25 protein-coding genes are annotated in these 21,648 nt (G+C 72.9%); 12 read left to right on the plus strand and 13 right to left on the minus strand.

Annotation, left to right across the window (positions count from 1 at the left end; genetic code table 11):
• Window positions 1-101 precede the first annotated feature (101 nt).
• Window positions 102-308, minus strand: a complete 207-nt coding sequence (locus ADY59_RS50630; RefSeq protein WP_156325961.1) for a hypothetical protein — start codon at window positions 306-308, stop codon at window positions 102-104.
• 39 nt (window positions 309-347) lie between these two features.
• Here ADY59_RS50630 and ADY59_RS37225 point away from each other — a divergent pair, with 39 nt between their 5' ends.
• Genes ADY59_RS37225 through ADY59_RS37235 form a run of 3 tightly spaced genes read left to right on the plus strand, consistent with a single transcriptional unit; the run spans window position 348 to window position 2,875 of the window.
• Complete coding sequence (locus ADY59_RS37225; protein WP_156325962.1) at window positions 348-1,481, plus strand: hypothetical protein; 1,134 nt, start codon at window positions 348-350, stop codon at window positions 1,479-1,481.
• A gap of 9 nt (window positions 1,482-1,490) precedes the next feature.
• On the plus strand, window positions 1,491-2,066 hold the full coding sequence (locus ADY59_RS37230; RefSeq protein WP_049572797.1) for a TetR/AcrR family transcriptional regulator: 576 nt from the start codon (window positions 1,491-1,493) through the stop codon (window positions 2,064-2,066).
• A gap of 53 nt (window positions 2,067-2,119) precedes the next feature.
• Complete coding sequence (locus ADY59_RS37235) at window positions 2,120-2,875, plus strand: SDR family NAD(P)-dependent oxidoreductase (protein WP_049572798.1); 756 nt, start codon at window positions 2,120-2,122, stop codon at window positions 2,873-2,875.
• Here ADY59_RS37235 and ADY59_RS37240 read toward each other — a convergent pair whose 3' ends face one another.
• Window positions 2,876-3,550 (minus strand): GAP family protein, encoded by a 675-nt coding sequence (locus tag ADY59_RS37240; RefSeq protein ID WP_049572832.1) that lies wholly within the window; start codon window positions 3,548-3,550, stop codon window positions 2,876-2,878.
• 204 nt (window positions 3,551-3,754) lie between these two features.
• On the opposite strand from ADY59_RS37240, the gene ADY59_RS37245 reads away from it, so the two are divergent.
• From ADY59_RS37245 to ADY59_RS37260, 4 genes are all read left to right on the plus strand, one after another.
• On the plus strand, window positions 3,755-4,204 hold the full coding sequence (locus ADY59_RS37245; protein ID WP_049572799.1) for a hypothetical protein: 450 nt from the start codon (window positions 3,755-3,757) through the stop codon (window positions 4,202-4,204).
• Window positions 4,205-4,217: 13 nt separating this feature from the next.
• Window positions 4,218-5,375, plus strand: coding sequence for a sensor histidine kinase (locus ADY59_RS37250; RefSeq protein WP_197094041.1), 1,158 nt, complete (start codon window positions 4,218-4,220; stop codon window positions 5,373-5,375).
• Complete coding sequence (locus ADY59_RS37255) at window positions 5,372-6,028, plus strand: response regulator (protein ID WP_049572800.1); 657 nt, start codon at window positions 5,372-5,374, stop codon at window positions 6,026-6,028. Before ADY59_RS37250 ends, ADY59_RS37255 begins: the two co-directional genes overlap by 4 nt.
• A gap of 85 nt (window positions 6,029-6,113) precedes the next feature.
• On the plus strand, window positions 6,114-6,944 hold the full coding sequence (locus ADY59_RS37260) for an SAM-dependent methyltransferase (RefSeq protein ID WP_049572801.1): 831 nt from the start codon (window positions 6,114-6,116) through the stop codon (window positions 6,942-6,944).
• A 7-nt stretch (window positions 6,945-6,951) separates the two neighbouring features.
• On the opposite strand, the gene ADY59_RS37265 is transcribed toward ADY59_RS37260, so the two are convergent.
• A complete protein-coding gene (locus ADY59_RS37265) occupies window positions 6,952-7,524 on the minus strand; it encodes a hemerythrin domain-containing protein (protein WP_049572802.1) in 573 nt (190 codons plus the stop codon).
• A gap of 131 nt (window positions 7,525-7,655) precedes the next feature.
• Here ADY59_RS37265 and ADY59_RS37270 point away from each other — a divergent pair, with 131 nt between their 5' ends.
• Complete coding sequence (locus tag ADY59_RS37270) at window positions 7,656-8,858, plus strand: hypothetical protein (protein WP_049572803.1); 1,203 nt, start codon at window positions 7,656-7,658, stop codon at window positions 8,856-8,858.
• Window positions 8,859-8,893: 35 nt separating this feature from the next.
• On the plus strand, window positions 8,894-9,436 hold the full coding sequence (locus ADY59_RS37275) for a hemerythrin domain-containing protein (protein ID WP_049572806.1): 543 nt from the start codon (window positions 8,894-8,896) through the stop codon (window positions 9,434-9,436).
• Here ADY59_RS37275 and ADY59_RS37280 read toward each other — a convergent pair.
• Together ADY59_RS37280 and ADY59_RS37285 are read right to left on the minus strand one after the other, a co-directional pair.
• The gene (locus ADY59_RS37280; protein WP_269433673.1) at window positions 9,430-10,062 is read right to left on the minus strand and encodes a response regulator; all 633 of its coding nucleotides are present in this window, start codon (window positions 10,060-10,062) and stop codon (window positions 9,430-9,432) included. The genes ADY59_RS37275 and ADY59_RS37280 overlap by 7 nt on opposite strands.
• On the minus strand, window positions 10,059-11,267 hold the full coding sequence (locus ADY59_RS37285) for a sensor histidine kinase (protein WP_053175512.1): 1,209 nt from the start codon (window positions 11,265-11,267) through the stop codon (window positions 10,059-10,061). Before ADY59_RS37285 ends, ADY59_RS37280 begins: the two co-directional genes overlap by 4 nt.
• Before the next feature lie 102 nt (window positions 11,268-11,369).
• Here ADY59_RS37285 and ADY59_RS37290 point away from each other — a divergent pair, with 102 nt between their 5' ends.
• Window positions 11,370-12,005, plus strand: a complete 636-nt coding sequence (locus ADY59_RS37290) for a hypothetical protein (RefSeq protein WP_049572808.1) — start codon at window positions 11,370-11,372, stop codon at window positions 12,003-12,005.
• A gap of 34 nt (window positions 12,006-12,039) precedes the next feature.
• On the opposite strand, the gene ADY59_RS37295 is transcribed toward ADY59_RS37290, so the two are convergent.
• The 6 genes from ADY59_RS37295 to ADY59_RS37320 are packed head-to-tail and all read right to left on the minus strand — an operon-like array spanning window position 12,040 to window position 17,143.
• Window positions 12,040-12,849: an SAM-dependent methyltransferase gene (locus ADY59_RS37295; protein ID WP_049572811.1), complete on the minus strand. Its 810-nt coding sequence runs from the start codon at window positions 12,847-12,849 to the stop codon at window positions 12,040-12,042.
• 17 nt (window positions 12,850-12,866) lie between these two features.
• A complete protein-coding gene (locus tag ADY59_RS37300; RefSeq protein WP_156325963.1) occupies window positions 12,867-13,952 on the minus strand; it encodes a quinone oxidoreductase family protein in 1,086 nt (361 codons plus the stop codon).
• A 4-nt stretch (window positions 13,953-13,956) separates the two neighbouring features.
• Window positions 13,957-14,316: a hypothetical protein gene (locus ADY59_RS37305; RefSeq protein ID WP_049572814.1), complete on the minus strand. Its 360-nt coding sequence runs from the start codon at window positions 14,314-14,316 to the stop codon at window positions 13,957-13,959.
• Entirely contained in the window at window positions 14,313-15,173 is an 861-nt protein-coding gene (locus ADY59_RS37310) for an extradiol ring-cleavage dioxygenase (protein WP_049572817.1), read from the minus strand. Before ADY59_RS37310 ends, ADY59_RS37305 begins: the two co-directional genes overlap by 4 nt.
• A complete protein-coding gene (locus ADY59_RS37315; protein ID WP_049572819.1) occupies window positions 15,166-15,996 on the minus strand; it encodes a citryl-CoA lyase in 831 nt (276 codons plus the stop codon). The genes ADY59_RS37310 and ADY59_RS37315 overlap by 8 nt, the downstream gene beginning before the upstream one ends.
• Window positions 15,989-17,143: a CaiB/BaiF CoA transferase family protein gene (locus ADY59_RS37320; protein ID WP_049572822.1), complete on the minus strand. Its 1,155-nt coding sequence runs from the start codon at window positions 17,141-17,143 to the stop codon at window positions 15,989-15,991. The genes ADY59_RS37315 and ADY59_RS37320 overlap by 8 nt, the downstream gene beginning before the upstream one ends.
• Window positions 17,144-17,296: 153 nt before the next feature.
• Between ADY59_RS37320 and ADY59_RS37325 the strand changes: the two genes are divergently transcribed.
• A complete protein-coding gene (locus tag ADY59_RS37325; RefSeq protein ID WP_049572825.1) occupies window positions 17,297-18,739 on the plus strand; it encodes an amidohydrolase family protein in 1,443 nt (480 codons plus the stop codon).
• Window positions 18,740-18,771: 32 nt separating this feature from the next.
• Window positions 18,772-19,572, plus strand: a complete 801-nt coding sequence (locus ADY59_RS37330) for an IclR family transcriptional regulator domain-containing protein (RefSeq protein WP_049572827.1) — start codon at window positions 18,772-18,774, stop codon at window positions 19,570-19,572.
• Here the strand turns inward: ADY59_RS37330 and ADY59_RS37335 are convergent.
• Window positions 19,559-20,506: an NAD-dependent epimerase/dehydratase family protein gene (locus ADY59_RS37335; RefSeq protein ID WP_049572829.1), complete on the minus strand. Its 948-nt coding sequence runs from the start codon at window positions 20,504-20,506 to the stop codon at window positions 19,559-19,561. The genes ADY59_RS37330 and ADY59_RS37335 overlap by 14 nt on opposite strands.
• A gap of 128 nt (window positions 20,507-20,634) precedes the next feature.
• Window positions 20,635-21,504 carry a nitrilase-related carbon-nitrogen hydrolase gene (locus tag ADY59_RS37340; RefSeq protein WP_049572830.1) on the minus strand — a complete coding sequence of 290 codons (870 nt, stop codon included), beginning with the start codon at window positions 21,502-21,504 and terminating at the stop codon, window positions 20,635-20,637.
• Window positions 21,505-21,648 lie beyond the last annotated feature (144 nt).

The following is a 21,648-nucleotide window of genomic DNA, read 5'->3' on the forward strand; positions in this document are numbered from 1 at the left end:
GGGGGTCTCCGGCGAGAGGCTGAGAGCAGCCGAGAAACAGGAGGTCAGGGACATGGTGCAGCAGCTCGCGGACAGGACGTACCGGACGGCCGGGGAGCGGCTCACCTGCGGGCGGCGACGGGGTCGAGGCGGGGGCGCGGGATGCGGCGGCGGATCTGCGTGACGCCGCCGAGTGCGCGCTCGCCTTCGCCGATTCGGCGCTGGCGTACGAGTTGCAGCTTGCCGCCGCTGAGCAGGCCGGCAGGGCGGGCGACGGCGACGGGCGGGCGGTCGCGCTGGCCAGGGCGGTGGTGATCGCGAGGAGGCACCCGGGGTTCGGACCCGGCCTCAGCGTCACCGGCGATCGCTTGCGCGCCCTCGCCGAGGAGGCGGCCGGCACCGGCGACCCGGGCGACCCGTACGTGGTGGCGCACGTGGCCGCGGCGACCGCCTGGAGTGTCCACCCGCTCGGCCCCCGCCCCGCGACCGGGGACGGTGAGAGCGCCCCCGGCGTGACCCGGGATGGTGAGAGTGCGCCGCGGCGGGCGCTGGTGGCCGCGCGGGTCACGGGTGATCCGGTGCTGGTGAGCGGGGCGATGGACGCGGTCATCTCGGAGGCGGCCGATGAGGGGAGGCTGCGCGAGGCGTACCGGACGGCCGGGGAGCGGCTCACGCTGCGGGCGGCGATGGACCCGTACGACCCGCGCTCGGGCATCGAGATCGTCGACTCGCTGCACACGGCTTCGGTGTACGCCGTCGCGGTGGGCGACCTGCCCGGCGCTCTGGAGATCGCCTGGATGGCGATGCGTGACGACGTCACCGGTGGCCATCCGGCGCTGGCGCGGAGCAGGCTCATCGCGCCACTGGTGCTGGCCGGGGCCTTCCACGAGGCTCTGGCCAGGGGCGCCGAGATGTGGGAGAGCCAGGCGCGCATGGACGCCCCGCCGGGCCGGTGGATGGCTCCGGCGCTGTCCTGGATGGCCCTGGCCTGCGACCACCTGGGCGACGACGCGGGAGCGCGGTCCTGGCGCGCCCGCGCCGAGGCGGTCGGCGGCAGCAGGCTCACCACCTTGCGCGCCTTCACCGCCGCCCGCACCGCCGCGGACCGGCTCGCCGACGGCGTCGGGCGGATGGGCAGGGATGTGGAAGCGGTCGTGGAGGAGGCCGGGCGGGCGGCCGGGATGTTCGCCGGGTATGCCGTGGCCGCCGGGGCGGAACTGGCGGTGCTGGCGGGGCTGGCGGATGCCGGGGAACGCCTGGCGGCGGCGGAGCCGGCCGGGCGGGAGAACGCGTGGGCGGCGGCCTGCCTGACACGGGCCGCCGGGCGACTGCCGGGCGGGGACCGGGAGGCGCTGGAGGCGTCGGTCGAAGGCTGGGAGCGCATCGGGGCGCGGTACGAGCGGGCCCGCACGCTGCTCCTGCTGCCCGGCAGGGAGGCGGAAGGCAGGGACGAACTGGCCGCCATGGAGGTTATCTTGACCGATCGTTCTGAAAAGGCGTAGGGTCGGGGCATGGCGAGGGCGAAGGAGTTCGATCCGGACGTCGCGTTGCAGCGGGCGCTGGAGCTGTTCTGGGAGCGCGGCTACGAGGCGACGTCGATGGCGGACCTGGTGGAGCGCCTGGGCGTGGCCAGGGCGAGCATCTACGCCACGTTCGGCGGCAAGCACGAGCTCTACCTCAAGGCCCTGGACCGCTACCTGAGCACCCGGGACCCGGACATCACCGAGGCCCTGTCGCAGCCGGGACCGGTGCTGCCGGCCCTGCGGGCGCTCATCTGGTCGTACGCGGAAGACTCCGCCGAAGGCCACCGGGGCTGCATGGTGGTGAACGCGGCGGTGGAGCTGGCGGCGCGGGACCCGGAGGCGGCGCGGTTCGTGGAGTCGAGCTGGCGCCACCTGGAGTCGGTGCTGACCTCCGCGCTGGTGCGCGCCCGGGCGCAGGGCGAGCTGCCGGCGGGCCGGGAGCCGCAGGCGCTGGCAAGGCTCCTGCTGGTGCTCCTGCAGGGGATGCGCGTGCTGGGCCGCACCGACGGCAGCGGTGACCGGCTGCGTGACGCCGCCCGTCAGGCTCTCGCCCTTGTGGGGTGAAACCCATGCCCGCAATAAAAACCAATCGTTCTGATAGAGAAATAGGGTTCACGATGCGATTCAACGGCAAGGTCGTGCTCATCACCGGTGGCGCCGGTGCCATCGCCGGCGCCACGGCGCAGGCGTTCGCGAGCGAGGGCGCCATGGTCGTGCTGGCCGGCCGCGACCCGGGCAAGCTGACGGAGGCGGTCAAGCGCATCGAGGCCGAGGGCGGCAGCGCCGACTGGGTCACCGCCGACGTGACCAGCCCCGACGACGCGGCCCGCATGGTCGCCACCACCGCCGGCCGCCACGGCGGCCTGGACGTGGCCTTCAACAACGCCGGCATCCTCGGCGCGACGGGCCCGCTCGCCGACGTGGATCCCGGCTCCTGGTCGTCCCTCATGGACGCCAACGTGACCGGCGTGTTCCTGTCCATGAAGTACGAGATCGCGCACATGAGGGCGCACGGCGGAGGCGCGATCGTCAACATGGCCTCCAACATCGGCGCCCACCGCAGGCTGGCCGGCCTGGGCGCGTACGCCGTGTCGAAGGCCGCGGTCAGCGCGCTGAGCCGGGCCGCCGCCCTGGACCACGCCGCGGACGGCGTCCGGGTCAACGCGATCAGCCCCGGCCCGATCGACACCCCGATGAGCCTGCGGCCCGGCGAGACCAGGCAGGACCGCGACGCCCGCATGGCCGCGCACATCCCGGCCGGGCGGGTGGGTGAGACGGCGGAGATCGCCGCCGCCGTGCTGTGGCTGGCCGCGCCGGAGTCGGCGTTCGTCCTCGGTCACGACCTGGTCGCCGACGGCGGCGCGACCGCCTGACTAGCTGAGGAACAGGTAGACCGCGGCGTCCCTGGCCAGCAGGAAGCCGGCGATGGCCAGCGCCCAGCTGACCATCGACGCCGAGTGCTTGGCCAGCCAGGCGCGCAGCCGCTCCAGCTTCGGCTCCAGCCACCCCCCGGCCGCCGCGCGCAGGACGATCAGCACCAGCGTCGGCACGATCATGACCACCACGTAGGCGGCGAGCAGCGGCACCCACACGCCCGGCGGCAGCCCGGCGGTCGTCATGATCCCGACGGCGGCGAGATAGGGCAGCATGGTGGCGACCTCCAGCAGCCCGGCCGTCAGCGCCAGCATCATCATCGCCCGCGGCCCGCCGGCCCGGGGCTCGAAGCGCCGCTCCGGCTTGCCGAGCCTGGCCCGTCGCTTCGGGTCGAACCGGAAGCTCAGCGCGAACAGCCCCACCCCGAGCACGAGCTGCACCCAGTAGGCCGCCTGGCTGTGCAGCGCCTCGCCGAAAGTATCCACAACTGTGGACAGCCCCAGCATGAGCCCGACGCCCACCAGGAAGTAGAACCCGGCCACGGTCGCCAGGTAGATCAGCAGCCGGGACGTCCGCGTGGTCAGCAACAGGTAGACCGGGATGCCCAGGGTGCCGAAACTGGTGCTGTCGACCAGCGCCAGGGCGGCGAGGGTGAGCAGCAGGCCGATGGTCATGCCCCGATCCTGCCGCCTGCCGCCGACGGCCACATCCTTCGCCCGACCGAGCCCGGGCGTACATCCTTCGGCCGACCCGCGACGTACCGCCGAGCCGGCCGCGTACGTACAGACGCGTATCGGGAACGGGCCGCGAGGCCGACGACACGGCGCAGGCCCCGAACCTAGCCTCGAAGCCTGCCTACCAGGAAGGATCCGGACGAGATGAGTGCCAAGGGGCTGGGGCTGCCGCTGATCGCCGTCGTCGGGCTGGCCGCGCTCGGCGTGCCCCGGGTGGTCGCGCACGACCTGCGGCTGGTCGGCCCGTCCGTCAACGCGCTGCTGGTCTTCGTGCCGATCGCCGTCTGGCTGGCCGTGGTGCTGTGGAAGCGGGTGCCCAACGCCTTCGTGACGCTGCTGGCCGTCGGCGCCGCCTATGGTGTGCTGCTGGGCCTCACCCACCAGGTGCTGTGGGCCGAGTCGTTCGGGGGCGATCCGCCGTCGCTCGGCGGCAACCTGGCGGGCGGGCTGTCCCCGGCGGTCGAGGCCCTGCTGCTGCGGGCGTTCGCGTTCGGCAGCAGCCTGATGACGGGGCTGGCCGTGGGCGCCGCGGTGGGAGCCGTCGGATGGGTGCTGTCGCGGCTGGTGCCCGGGCTGCGGCCGGGGAACGACTGAGTCGGAGGAGGCGGTGACCATCGGCGGCGAACGGCGGCAGCAGGCGGCCGATCTCGGGCTGGCCATGGTGGTGCTCGTCGTGGTCGGCACCGCGATCAGCGCCAACGTGGGATCGGCGGGCGCCGAGCCGCCCCTGGCCGCCTACGGGTTCGGGCTGCTGCTGAGCGGGCTGATGTTCGTGCGCCGCCGCTGGCCGGTGGCGACGCTCGTCGTCACGGCCGCCGCCCTGCTGGTCTACTACGTGCTGTCCTACCCGCCGGTCGGGCTGGCGGTGCCGGTGGCCGCGGCCCTCTATTCGGCGGCCGAGCAGGGCAAGCTGCGGTGGGCCGCGGGCACGGCCGTCGCCCTGCTGGTGATCTCCACGACCGCGCGCACCGCGCACGGCGACGACCCGGCCTATCTGTACGGGTTCGAGCTCGCCACGTCCGTGGGCCTGATGGCGGCCGTGATAGCGCTGGGCGACACCGTACGGTCCCGGCGCGGCTGGCGGGCCGAGCTGGACAAGCAGGCCAGGGCGGCGCGGGCGGAGCGCGAGCGGGAGGCGGCCCGCCGGGTCGGCGAGGAGCGGCTGCGGATCGCCCGCGACCTGCACGACCTGCTGGGACACACGATCTCGGTCATCTCCCTGCACACCGACGTGGCCAGGGAGGCGCTGCGTGACGATCCGGACGCCGCCGAACGCTCGCTCGCGGTGGTCCGCGACGCCTGCGGCGACGTGGTCACCGAGCTGCGCGCCTCGCTGCGGGCGTTGCGCGCCGACGCCGAGCCGCCGGACGGGCTGGCTCCCGTGCCCGGCCTGGACCGGCTGGAGGAGCTGGTGAGACCGGCGCGGGAGGCCGGGCTGGAGGTCGCGGTGAGCGTGCGCGGCACGCCGGTGCCGCTGCCCGCCGTCGCCGACGCGACCGCCTACCGCGTGGTCCAGGAGGCCCTGGTCAACGTGCTCAAGCACGCCGACGCCGGCCGGGTGGCCGTCGGCCTGGAGTACGGGGCCGACGCCCTGCTCGTCCGGGTCCGCGACGACGGCAAGGGGGCGCCCGGGGTGGACGGCGGCTGGGGGATCATGGGCATGCGCGAGCGGGTCGGGCTGCTGGGCGGTGGCCTGCGGGTGAGCTCGCGGCCGCCGGAGGGGTTCGAGGTGGAGGCGCGCGTGCCGTACGGGGACCGGGCGTGATCCGGGTCGTCCTGGTCGACGACCAGCACCTGGTCCGCGAGGGGCTGCGGGCCCTGCTCGACCGGGCCGGGGACATCACCGTGGTCGGGTTCGCGAGCACCGGGCCCGAGGGCGTCGAGGTGGCCGCCCGGGAGCTGCCCGACGTCGTGCTCATGGACATCCGCATGCCGGGCGGCGACGGGCTGGAGGCGACCCGGCGGATCATCGCCGATCCCGGGCTGCGGCAGGTGCGGGTGATCGTGCTCACCACGTTCGACACCGACGAGAACGTGCTCGACGCCGTACGCGCCGGAGCGGCCGGGTTCCTGCTCAAGGACAGCACGCCGGAACAGCTGCGCGAGGCCGTGCGGGTGGTGGCGGCCGGGGAGGCGCTGCTGTCGCCGGGGGTGACCAGGAGGGTGATGCGCGCGGCGGCGACCGGCAACCCGCCCCTGGAGACCGGCAGGCTCGACGCGCTCACCGAGCGGGAGCGGGAGGTGCTCGCCGAGGTGGGCCGGGGGCGTTCCAACGACGACATCGCCCGGGTGCTGTCCATGAGCCCGGCCACGGCCAGGACCCACGTCAGCCGCCTGCTGGGCAAGCTCGCCGCCCGCGACCGGTCCCAGCTCGTGGTCATCGCGTACGAGACCGGACTGGTCGTGCCCGGCGGGTGAGCGGTGTCCTGAATACCCAAAAAAAATCGGCATTCGCGGCTATGATCATGCGCATCGCCCCCTGGACCTCCGAAGGAGCCGGCCAGTGCCCGAGAACGAGCAGAAGCGCGCGCCACAAGGGATAGACACCACCAAACCCAGCGTCTCTCGTGTCTACGATTTCCTGCTCGGCGGCAAGGACAACTACGAGGTCGACCGCCAGATGGCCGAGATGGCGCTGAAGGTCGCGCCGGACGCGCCGGAGGCGGCCCGCTCGAACCGGCAGTTCCTGCGGCGCACGGTCCGCCACATGGCCCGGGAGGCGGGCATCCGGCAGTTCCTGGACATCGGCTCCGGGTTGCCGACGCAGGGCAACGTGCACGAGGTCGCCCAGCAGGCCGCACCCGAGGCCAGGGTCGTCTACGTGGACCACGACCCGATCGTGCTCGTGCACGGCCGGGCGCTGCTCGCCGTGAACGCCAGCACCACGGTCATCGAGGCGGACATCCGCGAGCCCGAGGCGATCCTGGCGCACCCGGACATCAAGGGGCTGATCGACTTCAGCCAGCCGGTCGGGCTGCTGCTCTTCGCCATCCTGCACCACCTGGCCGACGACGAGGACCCGGGAGGCATCGTGGCCAGGCTGATGGCGGGGCTGGCGCCGGGCAGCCATCTGGTGATCTCGCACTTCCACAACCCGGGCCAGGCCCATCCCAAGGTGTCGGAGCAGGCGTTCTCGGCGGAGAAGATCTTCAACGAGACGCTCGGCACCGGCCGGTGGCGCACCCGTGAGGAGATCCTGGCCTACTTCGACGGTCTCGAACTGCTGGAGCCCGGCCTGGTGCCGCTGCCGGAGTGGCGCCCCGACGCGGACGAACAGGCCCAGCTCGGCATCACGTACCACACCTTCGTCGGCGCGGTCGCCCGCAAGCCGTGATCCGGGATCAGGCGCGCTTGCCCATCGCCTGGCGGATGACGTCGCGGGCCCGGTCCATCATCGCGATCGGCGTGCCCATGAGCAGGTTCTTGGTCGCCGACTCGGTGCCGGGGTGCGGGTGCGTCGGCGCCATCGCCTCGGCGGCCTTGAGTCCGGCGCCCAGCGCGCGCCGCTCGGCCTGGCTGGTGCGGGCGCGCAGCTCGGCGAACTCGTAGCGTTCCTCGCTGCGCGCGTGCGCCTCGACGGCGGCGCGCAGCGCGAGCAGGTTCTCCAGGAAGTCCGGTGCGTCCGGACCCGCCTGGTCCATCCGCTGCAGGAGCTGTTTGGCCTGCTTCTCCTCGGCGAGGCGATCGTCGACGATGCCGTCGCCGCCGTCGATCTTGCGGCGGGCGTACGGATGGACGATTTCCTCCTCGGCCGTCTCGTGCACGGCGAGCAGCCGCACCAGGCGCGTGAACGCCTCGCCCCGCTGCCCCGCGGGCGCCTGCTCGACCTCGTCGAACAGATCTCTGATCATCCCGTGCTGAGCCAGCAGCAGTTCGATGACGTCGGTCTCGGTCGCCGTCCGTTGGTCGGCCATGATCGGTCTCCTCTCGAATACGGCGGCTGCCTACCCTCGGACACGCTGGTCACGCCTGACCTTGCCAACTGCGGGCTGTTCTGCGGCTCATCGGGGAGATTGCCCGGAAGGCCCCCGGGTAGGTCGCGCGCATGACCTTCAACCCACTGCAGGAGCGGGGCATCCCGCTCGACAGACAGCTACGCAACTGGCGCGAGCTGAACGTCATGCCCATCGACCCCGACCACGCCGACCCGTACACCCGCTGCCGGATCATCGCGATGAACGGGATCGAGGTGGAGGCGATCCTGTTCAGCCACCAGCTCGCCCGGCACTGCCCTGACCTGGAGCTCAAGCAGCAGCTCGCCCGGGTCCGCTACATCGAGGCGCAGCAGCAGAAGGCGGTCAACTGGCTGCTGCCCGGCGTCGCCTCGGTGCTGGAGACCACACTCGCCTACGAGCAGGTGGCCGTCGACCTGACGGCCTGGGTGGCCCGCATGGAGCCCGACCCGTATCTCAAGCAGGCCTACCAGTTCGGGGTGCTGGAGGACTTCGACCACCTCTACCGCTACGCCAACCTGTACGAGATGATCGAGCACCGCAAGGCGGAGAAGATCGTCGACAACCTCACCGAGGTGATGCCGGGCCGCCCGACCTACCTGCACCACCGCGATCCCGTCGACAACGTACGGGAGCCGTACGACAAGAGCTCCGCCGCCCCGCTCTCCAAGCTGCACGCGCTGACCATCATGGCCGCCGAGCAGCAGACGATGAACTTCTACATGAACGTCGGCCCCACCTACATGGAGCCGATCGCCCGCCAGCTCTACCAGGAGATCGGGCTCATCGAGGAGGAGCACGTCACCCACTACGAGTCGCTGGTCGACCCGGGCGAGAGCTGGTGGGAGATGCTGCTCAACCACGAGTACAACGAGTGCTACCTGTACCACTCGTTCATGGAGACCGAGTCGGACCCCAAGGTGAAGGCCATCTGGGAGCTGCACCTGAACATGGAGCTGGAACACCTGCGGCTGGCCGCCGAGCTGTTCAAGAAGCACGACGGCCGCGACCCCGAGCAGGTGTGCGCCCCCGAGCTCCCGGCGCCGGTCACGTTCGAGCCGAACAAGGCGTACCTGCGTGAGCTGATCGCCACCCAGATCGACTACACCACGCTGGGCACCGGCTACGTGCAGGAGGCCCACGAGCGGTTCGAGAAGATGCAGGACGAGATCATGGGGGGCGAGAAGCCGCCGTCGGAGCGGGTCATCCAGGACAACCGCGACAAGTCCGGCGAGGAGTACCGCCTGGAGACCGAGGGGCCGCACCCGGTGGAGAGCCTGCGTGCGGGCCGCTGAGGTTGGGCAGGCGGCCCGAGGGTAGTGCGGGTGCCATGGCTGGCGACGTCATCACCCTCATCACCGCTGATCATCGCAGAGTCGAGGCTCTCCTCAGCCGGCTCGGGGCGGAGCGAGGTGAGCGCAGGGCCACCGTGGCCGAGCTGCACGCGCTGCTCACCGCGCACGCCCGCGCCGAGGAGGACCGCGTCTATCCCGGCATCGACGCCCACCACGGCCTGGAGGAGCACAAGGAGGCCGAGATCCTGCTCGACGCGCTGCGGCGCGCCGAGGCGGGCTCGGCCGAGTTCGAGGAGACGCTCGAACTGCTCGCCGGCACGGTCGTCCGGCACATCCGGGACGAGGAGACGACGATGCTGCCGCTGCTGGCCAGGACGGCCGGCGACAAGCGGCTGAAACGCCTCGGCGCGGCCTTCGCCGAACGCAGGCAGCAGGTCCTGCGGGCGCTGGCCGCCGCCGGCGACGGCCAGGTGACCAGGGCCGACCTGTACGAGCGCGCGCGGCGGGCCGACCTGCCCGGCCGCTCCCGGATGACCAAGCCGGAGCTGGAGGCGGCCCTGGACCAGGCGGCTCAGTAGCCGCGCGTCACCCAGACGGCGAGCTGGGTGCGGTCCCGGAGGGAGAGCTTGCGCAGGCAGCTGGAGATGTGGTTCCTGGCCGTGCCTTCCGAGATGTCCAACCGCCGGGCGATCTCCCGGTTGGTCGCGCCCAGGCCGACCAGCCGGGCCACCTCCAGCTCGCGTCCGGTGAGCGGCGTCGCGCCGTCCGGCTCGTCCTGCCGGAGCGCGGTGACCAGCCGCTCGGCAGCGGGCCCGCCGAGGACCGTCTCCCCGGCGGCGGCCCGCCGGATGGCGCTGACGAGCTCGTCCGGCGGCGTGTCCTTGAGCAGGTAGCCGCGGGCGCCGGCGCGCAACCCGCCGAAGATGTACGCGTCGTCGTCGAACGTGGTCAGCATGATCGGCGCGACCTCGGGGAACTCCGCGCGGAGCCGTCCCACCAGCTCGACCCCGTCCATCACGGGCATCTGGGCGTCGACGAGCGCGACGTGCGGGCGCTCCTCGTCGGACAGGCCGGCGAGCAGGCCCAGGGCGTCGAGGCCGTTGCGGGCCGACCCGGCCACGGTGATGCCCGGCTCGATCTCCAGCAGCTTGCGCAGCCCCTCGCGCATCAGGATCTGGTCGTCGACCAGCAGGACGCGGATCACGCGCGCACCTTCGCCGTCAGCGCGAACCCGTCGCCGGGCCGGTTGTCGATCTCCAGGGCGCCGCCGATCGCGCGCAGCCGCTCCTCCAGCCCGCGCAGGCCGAAGCCCTCGGCCACGCGGTCCGGGTCGGCTCCGGCGCCGTCGTCGGCGATCGTCAGCGTGACCTCCCCGGACGCGCAGCCGAGCGTGACGTCGACGCGGCCGGCCCGCGCGTGCCGCAGCACGTTCGTCAGCCCCTCCTGGAGCACCCGGTAGCAGACCAGCTCGTGGCCCTCCGCCACGTCGGGCCAGTCGCCGTCCATCGCGAACACCACCTCCAGGTCGGCCGACCGGAACGAGGCGGCCAGCAACTCCAGGGCCGCCGATCCGGTGCGGCCCTCCATGCGCAGCGGCTTGAGCGCGCGGACCCAGCGGCGGGTGTCGTTCAGCGCGTCGCGGGTCAGCTCCTGCGCCTGGCGCACCTCCTCCCACGCCGACTCGGGCCGGGCGGTGCGGAACCGCTGGGCGTTGGCCAGGCCCATGTTGATCACCGTGAGGTGGTGGCCGATGCTGTCGTGCATGTCGCGGGCCATCCTGGCGCGCTCGTCGGCGACGGCCAGGTCACGCGACTGCTCGGCGTAACGGCGTAGCGCGGCGTGCGCCTCCTCCAGCTCCGCCAGCAGGTGCCGGGTCCGTACGGCCTGCCGGTGCGCCTCCAGCAACGCCATCATGACCAGCACGATCACCACGCAGAGGAAGAGCGCGAGCAGCCCGTTGACCACGGCCACGAACAGCGTGTGCGCCGGGTTGAGCAGGGTGGTCCCGAAGTGCAGCGACCCCGTCACGATCGAGTAGGCCACCGCGCCGCGCACGCCGAACACGACGAGCGCGTTGCCCACGGCCAGGCACGAGATGAGCAGCGCGGTGATGCTGCCCGCGGACATCATGAACAGGCTCACGCCCAGGAACAGCACGGTGAGGGCCTTGCGCCCGGCCGGCGCCGAGGCCCGCCACGGCAGGAGGAACCACAGCACGCACGCGGCGAGCAGGGCGGCGGCGCCCATCCAGAAGAACGCCCAGATCAGCGGCCGTTCGGCCAGGCCCGGCCGGACGTCCGGATGCAGGCTCGCCACGTAGACGAACGCGCTGATCAGCGCGGCGCCCCAGAAGGAGATCTCCAGCACCACGGGGGCCCGGTCGCCGTCGAACTCCGTCCAGCCCCGCATGCCCGCAGCATACGGGGGTTGCGAGGGACAGGGCAGATGACATCCGTCATATGACGAAGAGTGGATATCCGGGGCGGATGCCGCGAACCTACCGTCGGTGCCATGAACTTTCCCAGGACAGGCGCCGTCATCGCCACGCTCTGCCTGGCCGGCATGCTCGCCGTCAGCTGGGCCCTGTGGGACTCGCTGCCCGATCCGATCATCACCCGGGAGGCGACGCCCGGCCGGGCCGGGGTTCAGGTGCCGCGCCTGCTGCCGGCCGGAGCGATGCCGGCCGTGGTGGTGTTCATGGCGGCGGCCACGGCCGTGAGCGCCCGCGTCGGCCGGCGGGCCCCGGCGATCGTGAACACGCTGTTCAATCTCACGCCGTCACGGGCCGGGCTGAACCTGGTGTTCGGCACGGTGCCGCCGTTCCTGCTGGTCCTGCACGCCGGGCTGCTCGCCGTCACCGCCGGGTACGCGGTCCCCGTCGAGCAGCTCATGGCCACCGCCCTCGGGCTGCTGCTGATCGCGCTGGGCCGCGCCCTGCCCAGGGTCACCCCTGACCTGCCCGGGGCGCTGGCCCAGGAGTGGAAGGGGGCGCAGCGGCCGGGCGGCCTCGCGATGACGCTGGTCGGCGCGGCGTGCGCGGTGGCCGCGTGGATCCTGCCGCCGCTGCCGGTCGCGGTTGCCGCGGCGTTCATGGTGGCCGTGGTCTACCTGCTGATGGCCCTGATCACGGTGGCCCGCCTGCGGTAGCCGGGCCGGCCCGCGTCAGGCGGGCCCGTCCGCGTCAGGCGGGTTTGCGGGCCAGGCCGCCGACCACCCAGGACGCGGCCGCCTCCGCCTCGGAGACCGGCGACTCGGGACGCCACCGCCGGACGTATACGAACCCCGGCTCGACCAGCTCCAGCCCGTCGAAGAACCGCGCCACCTGGTCACGGGTGCGCGGCCCGCCCGACGGCCGCTGGAGCGCCTGGCGGTAGATGTCGGCGATCCGCTCGGCGATGTCCGGCCGGCTGTCGAAGACGGCGTGCGTGATGCCCAGGTAGCTGCCGGCCGGCAACAGGGCGCACAGCCTGGCGACACTCTCGAACGGGCCGTCCCCGTCGGGGATGTACTGCAGGGAGCCGAAGATCAGCACGGCGACGGGCCGGTCGAAGTCGATCAGACGTCGCGTGGCCGGGTCGGCGACGAGCTCGTCCGGCCGCAGGATGCTGCCCTCGACCGCGCCCACCCGCTCGTCCCTGGCCAGGATGGCGCGGGCGTGGTTGAGCGCCACCGGGTCGTCGGCCGCGTAGACGACGCGTGACTCCGGGGCGATCTCCTGCGCCATCTCGTGCACGTTGCGCTGTGTGGGCAGCCACGATCCGAGGTGCACGAACTGCGTGACGCCCTCCTGGGCGAGGTGCCGGACGACCTTCTCCCGGAAGACCTGCACGTGCTCGCCCATGGCCTTGGCCTCGGGCGCCAGCGCCAGCACCCGGGCGACCGCCTCGCGGTCGGCGGCGAAGTTGTCCTTGCCGCCGAGGAAGAAGTCGTTCATGCGGGCGACGCTGGGAGTGCCGGCCGATACGCCGGGCCGCCGGGGCTCGTCGCTCATCGTTCACCTCCTGAACGCTAGGAGGACAGTAACGAATTCGCGGAGAATCCGGGCGTGATCAGGACGATTCGGCCCGTGGCCGTTCCGTCGGCCTGGCGCCGCCACGCCGACTCCGCGTCGTCCAGCGGGGCTGTCTCGTGCGCGACGGACAGCCGGCCGCGTACGGACTCCCAGGCGATCGTGGTGATCGCGGCTGCCTGCTGCTCGGCCGTCAGCTCGTTGTTGGTGTAGCCGATCACCCGCAGCGACCGGCCGCGGAGCGTGGCCGAGTCCAGCGGGCAGGTGTCGGCGGCCGCGCTGCCCAGGTGGACCAGCCGCCCCCGGGGCCGCAGGGCCCGCGCCGCCGCGGCGGCGGCCACCCCGAACAACGGATCGATCACCAAGTCCGCCGGCCCGTCACAAGCTGCCACGAACCGCCCCGCCAACTCCTCCAAACCAGCGAACCCCCCGACCGCCCGAGGGCCTTCGTCTCTCCCCCTGACCGCCCGAGGGCCTTCGTCCCTGGTGGGTGAGGTGGCGACCGGCTCGGGCTGGTCCCCGGTGGTGAGGTCCACGACGGCGTCGGCGCCGGACCGGAGGGCGCGGGCACGGGCGGCGGGGGAGCGGACGGCGGCGACCACGCGGCGGGCGCCGCCCGTGCGGGCGAGCTGGACGGCGGCCTGGCCGACGGCGCCGCCGGCGCCCAGGACGATCACCTGCTCACCGGGGACGAGCTCACCGCTCCAGGTGAGCGCCATGTGCGCGGCCACGGCCGACAGCCCGAGCGCCGCCACCGCCACCGGGTCGGCGCCCTCCGGCAGCTCGACGAGGGCGCTCGCCGGCACCCGGCACACCTCGGCCATGCTCCCGTCCCCCGGCGCCATCCCGGCCCTGGTGGGGAACCACACGAGCCTGCCGCCGGCCACCCCCACCCCCTGGACGCCCGGCACGTACGGCATGGCGGGGGCGCCGAAGTACGACGTGCCGCTCGCGCAGAGCACGTCGAGCGGCGTGACGGGCGCGGCGAGCACCTCGACGAGCGCGTCACCGTGACCGGGCACCGGCATGACGCGCTCGGCCACCACCGGCGGGCGGCCGGGCCTGCGGATCTGGGCGGCACGCATCGGCTCAGGTGGCGATGTCGGGATAAGGCAGGCTCATGTGCGCCAGCCGGCGCGCGTACTCCGTCTGGAATCCCAGCGCCTCGTGGTCCCGCTCGAACATGGCGATGAACAGCGTGAGCGTCAGGAAGGGATGCGCCCCCAGCTCGAACAGCCGCGGATAGTCGTGCCCGGCCAGCGCCTCCCGCTCGGCGTCGTCGAACCGCAGCCAGCTGGACGACTCCCCGTCATGGCAGCTGAGCAGCCGGTTCGCCCAGGCCGACTCCCACCAGGCGACCGTGCCCACCGGGTCCTCGCGGTAGCGCTCCACCAGCTCCGGATCGCGGTCCACGGTGAACAGGAACTTGTTGACCAGGTACTTGCTCACGGCCAGCCTCCCGGGTACCAGGTAAAGTACGCCTCCATCGTGTGGAACAGGTCGTAGGTGTCGACGTAGTCGGCTTTGCGGCCTTCGCCGGCGACGCCCATCATCAGCATGAAGTCCATGAACCCATGGGTGGCGTTGCCCGGCAGGTGCAGGCTGTCCAGCGTGACCTCGGACAGGCAGCCCTCCAGGTCACCGGTGGAGATCCACTCCACGGCCCTGCGGTCGAACTCCGGGTCCGGCCCGTGCGGCCCGAACTGGCGCGGCCCGCCCAGCTCCAGCGACAGGTGGCCGGTGCCGATGACCGCGACCCGCCGGTCCGACGGCCACGACTCGACGAGCTGCCGGATGGTGCGGCCCAGCTCCACGAACCGCCGGGGGCGCGGCAGCGGCGGGGCGAAGATGTTGGTGTAGATCGGCACGATCGGCAGGTCGTTCTGCGGGCGCAGGGTGATGATCGGGCAGGTGATCGAGTGGTCGATCCGCAGCTCGTTGGAGAAGGCCAGGTCGAACCCGGCGTCCAGGCCCTCGCGCAGCACGTACGCCGACAGGTCCTCCTGGCCTTCGAACAGCATTCTCGGCAGGCCGAACTCGCGCTCCTCGTTGTACCAGTTCGCGTCGTAGAAGGGCGCCTTGCCGACCAGGAACTGCGGCATGTTGTCCAGCCAGAACTGGTGGAAGTGGTCGGAGCCGACCATGACGAGCACGTCCGGGCGGGCGCGCGTCAGCGTCTCCCGGAACGCCTCCACCTTGCGCACCCACTCGTCGGCGAACGGCGGGCGGTCCTCGCCGGTGGCGGTGCTGGCCCGGTAGTAGAAGGGGTGGTGGGTGGACGCGATCACCGCGACCAGTTCAGCCATGCGGGCCTCCGTACGGCTCGGGGGGAACGGACCGGTTGTTCAGGTCCACCGACAGGAAGATGTCGTCGGCCACCGGGCGGCGCAGCTCCTCGGCGAGCTGTCCGATCAGCCCGGCGGTCCTGGCCAGCAGCGCGAAGCCGCGCAGCAGCTCCAGCGGCAGGCCCAGGTCGGCCAGCGCGGCCCCGCACGCGCCGGCCCCGTTGACCGGCAGCGTCCGGCCCAGCACCCTGGGGTGGACGCGGCCGATCGCGGCGAGCAGCGACAGGTGCGGGCCGAACAGGCCCTCCTCGGCGGCGATCGCCATCAGGCGGGGCGTGCGCGGATCGCCGTCCTTGTGCACGTGGTGGCCGAGCCCCGGGATGCGACCGGGGCGCGCGACGGCCTCCAGCGCGAGCGCGTCCCAACCGGCGTCGTCGGCAGGCGGTTCATCGAGGGTGGCCAGCACGTCGTGCAGGAACCGGCCGCAGTCCTCGGTGACGCCGAGGAAGCGCGACCCGCCGCCGAGCAGCCCGGCCGCCAGCGCGCCCTGGACCGAGTCGGGCGCAGACAGGTACGTCAGCCGGGTCACGATCGCGGTGGGCGTGAACCCGTGGTCGGCCAGCGCCGCCAGCACCGCCTCGAACACCCGTACCTCGCCGGGCGCCGGCCGTCGCTGCGTGGCCAGCCAGAACGCCAGCTCACCGAAGCCGACCTCGCCCATCACCTCGCTCGCCAGGTCGTGCCCGAGCAGGGTGATCGCCTCCCGGGAGGACGCGCCGAGCGCGGTCGGGTAGCCGGCCGCCTCCCGGGAGGACGCCTGGTGGGCTGGAGGACGGTCAGTCACGGCCGTCCTCCAGCCACTTGCGCAGCTCCGCGCTGTGCTCGTCCAGCTCGGGCGGCGGCAGCGGGTACGTCACCGAGCTCTCGGAGAACCTGATCGGGTGCCGCGTCGTCGGCATGGCCCGCTCGCCCTGGCCCGCCTCGACGACCGGGTCCAGCCCGAACCGCTCGGCCATCGCGAACCCGCCGTCGACCGTGTTGATCGGCCCGCTCGGCACCCCGGCCGCCACCAGCAGCTCGAACCACTCCAGCGCGCCGCGCGTGGCCAGCCGCTCGACCAGGATCGGCCGCAGCTCCTCGCGGCGCGCGGTGCGGTCCGGGTTGCGGGCGAAGCGCGGGTCGTCGGCGATCTCCGGGATGCCGAGCACCTCGCAGAGCTTGCGGAACTGCCCGTCGTTGGCCGCCGCGACGATCAGGTCGCGGTCCGCCGTGGGCAGCGGCTCGTACGGGAACACGCTCGGGTGGGCGTTGCCCATGCGGTGCGGCACGACGCCGCCCGCCACGTACGCCGAGCTCTGGTTGACCATCGCGGTGAGCGCGGACGACAGCAGGTTGACCTCGACGTGCTGGCCCCGGCCGGTGGCGTCGCGGTGGCGCAGCGCGGCCAGGATGCCGATGACCGCGTGGTTGCCCGCCATCACGTCGAACACCGAGATCCCGGCCCGGTAGGGCGGCCCGCCGGCGTCGCCGGTGAGGCTCATCAGCCCCGACATGGCCTGCACCATCAGGTCGTAGCCGGGTACGTGCCGCCCGGCTCCGGAGCCGAACCCGCTGATGGACGCGTACACGATGCCCGGGTTGGCGGCCCGCACCTCCTCGAAGCCGAGCCCGTAGCGGTCCAGGCCACCGGGGCGGAAGTTCTCGATCAGCACGTCGGCGCGCCGGGCCAGCTCCACCGCCAGCCGGGCGTCGCCGGCGTCGCGCAGGTCGAGCGCGATCGACCGTTTGCCCCGGTTGACGCCCAGGTAGTAGGTGGAGGTCCCGTCACGTTCGGGCGGCATCCAGGTGCGGGTGTCGTCGCCCGCCGGACTCTCGACCTTGACGACCTCGGCGCCGAGGTCGGCCAGCAGCATCGTGGCGTACGGACCCGCGAGCACGCGCGAGAAGTCGGCCACGAGCACCCCGGACAGCGGCCCGGCTTCCTCCGTCATCGACGCTCCCGTCCGTGGATCGGACACATGTCCGTGATTCTGAACTCATGGTCCGTAGGCGTCAAGGGTTGACACGAGGAGGTGCGCTGCTCAGAGTTACGCGCATCGGGGTGACCGCGTAGCGGACAGTCGTACGCAAGATCGGAGCGTGAGATGAACGAGTTCCCCTCCGGCCGGCCCGTGGTTCTCCGGGGCGGCACGGTGCTGCCCATGAACGGCGCCCGCCCGGCCGTGGCGGACGTCCTCGTCGAGGGCGACCGGATCGCCGCCGTCGGGCCGGAGCTGCCGGTCCCCGACGGCGCCGCCGAGATCGACGCCACGGGCGGCATCGTCATGCCGGGCATGATCGACACCCACCGGCACATGTGGCAGACGGCCCTGCGCGGCTACGGCGCCGACTGGACCCTGACCCAGTACTTCGTCTGGTTCTACCTGGAGCACGGCAAGCTGTTCCGGCCCGAGGACATCCACGCCGGCAACGTGCTCGCCGCGATCGAGGCCCTCGACGCGGGCGTCACCACCGTCGTCGACTGGTCGCACGGGCTCCAGAGCGCCGACCACGCCGACGCCGCCGTGGACGCGCTGGAGTCCGTGCCCGGCCGGTACGTGCTCGCGTACGGCAACATCCAGGCGCCCCCGGCCGAGTGGACGGCCGCGCCGGAGTTCCGCGACTTCGTCCGCAGGCGGATCACCGGCGGCGACCTGCTCGGCTTCCAGCTCGCCTTCGACGTGCTCGGCGACCCGGCCTTCCCGGAGAAGGCCGCCTTCGAGGTCGCCCGCGACATCGGCGTCGCCGTCACCACCCACGCCGGCGTATGGGGCGCCACCAGCGACGAGGGCATCCGGCTCATGTACGACCACGGGTTCATGACGCCCGAGACGGTGTACGTGCACGCCGCGTCGCTGTCGGCCGACTCCTACCAGCGCATCGCGGCAACCGGCGGCTCCATCTCCGTCTCCACCGAGAGCGAGCAGAGCGCCGGCCAGGGCTACCCGCCCACCTGGGCCATCAGGACACACGGCATCCCGGTGTCGCTGTCGATGGACACCAGCGTGTGGTGGAGCGGCGACCTGTTCTCCGCCATGCGCGCCACGCTCGGCGCCGACCGCTCACGCATGCACCTGGAGGCCCACGCCAGGGCCGAGACGGTCACGCACTGCAGCCTGCGCGCCGACCAGGTCGTCGAATGGGCCACCCGGGGCGGCGCCCGCGCGCTCGGCCGCGACGACCTCGGCACCCTGGAACCCGGCCGGAAGGCCGACCTGGTGCTCATCAAGAACGACCACTCGCCGGTCTCGTTCCCGCTGCTCAACCCGTACGGTCACGTCGCCTTCCAGGCGCAGCGCGGCGACGTGCACACGGTGATCGTCGACGGCCGCGTCGTCAAGCACGAGCACCGGCTGCTCGGCGTCGACCTGGCCGCCGCCCGCCGCGACGTCGAACGGACCATCGACCACCTGCGCTCCACCATGGGCGAGGAGACCTGGGTCAACGGCATGAATCCGGACATCCCGGAAACCAAGATCCTCGACAATCCGTACACGTACACCGACTACCGCAGCTCCGCCACTCACGGGCACCCGCGGCGCGGTTAAAGTCTGACCCGTGAATCCGAAGCGAGGCGTCCATGGCACGTGCTGACACCGGACCTGAGTTCATCGAGGCGCTGGCACGCGGCCTCGAGGTGATCAGGGCGTTCCAGCCGGGTCGCCCCGTCATGACGCTGACCGAGGTGGCCACCGCCACCGGGCTGGCCCGGCCGACGGCCCGCCGCATCCTGCTCACCCTGCGCGACCTCGGCTACGCGCGGGCCGAGCACGGCGGGTTCGCGCTGACGCCGCGCGTGCTGGAACTCGGCGTCTCGTACGTGCGCTCCATGGGGCTGTGGGAGGTCGCCCGGCCGCACCTGGAGCGGCTGGTCGCCCAGACGCGCGAGTCCTCGTCGATCGCCCAGCTCGACGGCTCCGACATCGTGTACGTGGCGCGCGTCGCCGTACCCAAGATCGTCACGCTGTCGGTGCAGGTCGGCACCCGCTTCCCGGCCCTGCAGACATCCCTGGGCAAGGTGCTGCTGGCCGCCCTGCCGCCGGCCGAGGTCGAGCGGGTGCTGGCCGAGCCCAGCCGCTCCGGCATCGAGCCCCGCTGGCGGCCCGGCGCCGACGAACGCGAGGCCGTGCTCCGCGCCGTCCGCGCCAAGGGCTGGGCGCTGACCGACGAACAGCTCGCGCTCGGCATCCGGTCCGTGGCCGCGCCGCTGCGCGACGGGCTCGGCAACGTCATCGCCGCCGTCAACGTCAACGCGCACGCCGCCGAGACGTCGGTGGAGAAGCTGACCGACGACCACCTGCCGCTGCTGCTCCGCACCGCCGGCGCCATCAGCGCCGACTGGGCCCAGTACGAGACGGTCCCGCACGTCACGGCGTCTTGATGACCCCGTCCCTGACCAGCCGGTCGACCGCCTCGGCTACAGCCTCCAGCGGCGTGTAGCGCGGCCGGAACCCGAGCAGGCGCTCGGCCTTCTCCATCGAGCAGTGCGGGCTGTGCGCGATGTGGTCGTAGGTGACCTCGGCGTCCGCCTCCGGCACGGTCTCCCGCCACCGCTCCCACGGCAAGAACGCCAGCCGCGCCTCCCGCCCGAACCACCCGGCCACCGCCTCGGCGTAACCGCGCAACGTCAGCGCCGAGGCCGCCACACAGTGGAAGCTCTCCCCGACGGCTGCCGACCGGTTCGCCAGCGCCGCCATGAACAGCCGCGCCACGTCGTCCGCGTGCACGTGCTGGATCGTCTCCAGCCCCAGGTTCGGCAGCGGCAGCTCGCCGCCGTCGGCCAGCGTCTGGAACGCGGCGGGGCTGACGTTGCCCGTCGGCGTCACCGGCACCCACCCCGGCCCGGTGATGTGCCCGGGATGGATCACGGTGACCGGCAGCCCGCTCTCGTTCAGCAGGTACGCCTCGATGGCCGCCTTCTTGATCCCGTAGCCGCCGAACGGCCGCCTCGGCCGGTCCTCCGTCGTCGGCACCTGCTCGCTGTGGCCGTGCACCCAGATCGTCCCGCAGTGCAGGACATGCCGCACCCGCCCGGCCAGCGCCTCGGCGAGCTGCCGGGCGCTGGACTCCTCGAAGCAGATCAGGTCGATGACCGCGTCACCGCCGAGCCCGGCGATCCGCGCGCCGAACGTGCCGGCCGCCTCCTCCGCCTCCCGGTCGGCGACCACCGTGGTGACCTTCCGCCACGCGCCGTGCGGCGTGTACGGCTGCCGCGTGCCGCGACTGACCGCGACCACCTCGTGCCCCGCCTCCACCAGCCTGGGCACCAGATAGGTGCCGATGTGCCCACTGGCGCCGATCACCACTACTCGCATACACACCACCCTAAATCGCCCCCTCAACACGAGACACCACCAGAAGGCCGAGACGGCACGCCGCCGTTTCGGAGGCCGGTACGGCACGCCGGTGCCGGGAGTCGGGGACGGTGCGCCGGTGCCGGGTGTCAAACGGCGCGTCGGCGGCGGGGCACTGGGACCAGCGCGAGGACGAGCAGCGCGACGGACAGCCAGGCGAACCAATCGCCGAGCCGCGCATACAGGGTCGGCGCCGCCGGCGCGGGCAGGGCCGCGGTGACCTCGACGAACTCGGCGTCGGTGGTCGCCGCCTCCGCCACGATCCGGCCGTTCGGATCGCTGACGAGCACCTGACCGGCACGCGCGGGACGGGCGATCGCGAGCCCGTTCTCCACCCCGCGCACCACCGCCATCCGGCTGTGCAGCCAGCCGTCGCCCCCGAAGTCCCACGCGGGCGCCAGCAGCGCCGTCGCACCGGCCGCCCGGTAGGACCGGACCAGATCAGGATGATCGAGATCCTTGCAGATGATCAGCCCCCACCGGGTCCCCGGCGCGAACACCAGCCCACCACCCGGCCGCAACGCGTCCTCCAGCCCCGGGATGAGGTGCTTCTTGATGTACTCGACCGGCTCGCCGCCACCCGCCGGGAAGTCCAGCGCCACGTTGTAGAGCGTGCCGCCCCGCGACATCACCAGCCCGGCGACCACATCGGCCCCGTGCTCACGGGCGACCCGGGCCAGCGGCCCGGCCAGCACGGGCAGGCTCCGCTCGTCGGCGAGGAACGTCTTCTCGGGGATCACCACGACCCGCGCCCCGTCCTCGGCCACCCGCTCGACCTGCGCCACGTACCGCCTGACGAGGTCACGCCCCTGCGCGGTGTCGAGAGCGATCACGTCATTGGGCCGATCGGTCGCCACCAGCGCGACCCGATCCCCCGCCCGCGTCGGCACCGGCGCTTCCCGCAACTGCCACCCGCCATACGCCAGCGCCACCACGACAAGCCCCCCGAACACCACCACAACCCGCCCCTTCCCGCCCCCCGAGCCACCGCCCCGCCGACCGGCCCCCGCACCCCCGGCCCCCCCGTGCTGTCGGCGCTGTCGGGGCGGCCGGTGTCCGAGCTCGACCTGGCCTCCGCGGGGCGCCCGCGCGGCTTTTACCCG

The organism is Nonomuraea sp. SBT364 (assembly GCF_001083785.1).
Taxonomy (GTDB): Bacteria; Actinomycetota; Actinomycetes; order Streptosporangiales; family Streptosporangiaceae; genus Nonomuraea.